At 52.7% G+C, this 1,156-nt stretch carries 2 rRNA genes; both read left to right on the top strand.

The annotated features are described in order from the left end of the window. The first annotated feature begins 166 nt into the window (after window positions 1-166). Window positions 167-283 (top strand): 5S ribosomal RNA (gene rrf / locus ACTHO6_RS21180). A gap of 105 nt (window positions 284-388) precedes the next feature. Further along, window positions 389-1,156, top strand: a 23S ribosomal RNA gene (locus ACTHO6_RS21175); the annotation flags it as partial.

Here is a 1,156-nt window from a genome sequence, read left to right as displayed (position 1 = left end):
CGTACCGGAAGGTGCGGATGGATCACCTCCTTTCTATGGAGATACGACCATAACGCCCATTCGCTGTTCAGTTTTGAAGGAGCATATCCTTCAAAAGATGAAAGGAAGTTCTGCTAAGAGCACTCGCGTCCATGCGAGAACGCAGAACGACTTACATCCTAATAAGTCTGGTGATGATGGCGGAGGGGACACACCCGTTCCCATACCGAACACGGCCGTTAAGCCCTCCAGCGCCGATGGTACTTGCTCCGCAGGGAGCCGGGAGAGTAGGACGTTGCCAGGCGAGCAACTCTCATAGTTGCTTACACATTTGTTCCTTGAAAACTGGATACTGCATGTATGGCTAAGGATATTTAAAGTGTAAGTACTATTAGTACGAACCACACGTGGTTAAGTTACTAAGGGCACACGGTGGATGCCTTGGCGCTAGGAGCCGACGAAGGACGCAGCGAACTGCGATAAGCCTCGGGGAGCGGTAAGCACGCTTTGATCCGGGGATCTCCGAATGGGGCAACCCACCATCCGTAATGGGATGGTATCTTTCACTGAATACATAGGTGATGAGAGGGCAGACCCGGTGAACTGAAACATCTAAGTAGCCGGAGGAAGAGAAAACAAACGTGATTCCGTCAGTAGTGGCGAGCGAACGCGGAAGAGCCTAAACCGTCGGGTTTACCCGGCGGGGTTGTGGGACGTCTCACTAGGAGTTACAAAAGACTCTTGTAGATGAACAGTTTGGGAAAGCTGACCAGAGAGCGTGACAGTCGCGTAATCCAAACAAGAGTCTCTCCGAGACGGATCCCGAGTAGCGCGGGACACGTGAAATCCCGCGTGAATCTGGCAGGACCATCTGCTAAGGCTAAATACTACCTAGCGACCGATAGTGAACCAGTACCGTGAGGGAAAGGTGAAAAGCACCCCGGGAGGGGAGTGAAACAGTACCTGAAACCGTGTGCTTACAAATAGTCGGAGCCCGTTAAAAGGGTGACGGCGTGCCTTTTGTAGAATGAACCGGCGAGTTACGGTAGCGTGCGAGGTTAAGTCGAAGAGACGGAGCCGCAGCGAAAGCGAGTCTGAATAGGGCGCAAGTACGTTGCCGTAGACCCGAAACCGTGTGATCTAGCCATGTCCAGGGTGAAGGTAGGGTAACACCTAC

Source organism: Brevibacillus sp. SAFN-007a, from assembly GCF_051967035.1.
Lineage (GTDB): Bacteria > Bacillota > Bacilli > Brevibacillales > Brevibacillaceae > Brevibacillus.
This window is presented reverse-complemented; position numbering and strand designations above follow the sequence as displayed.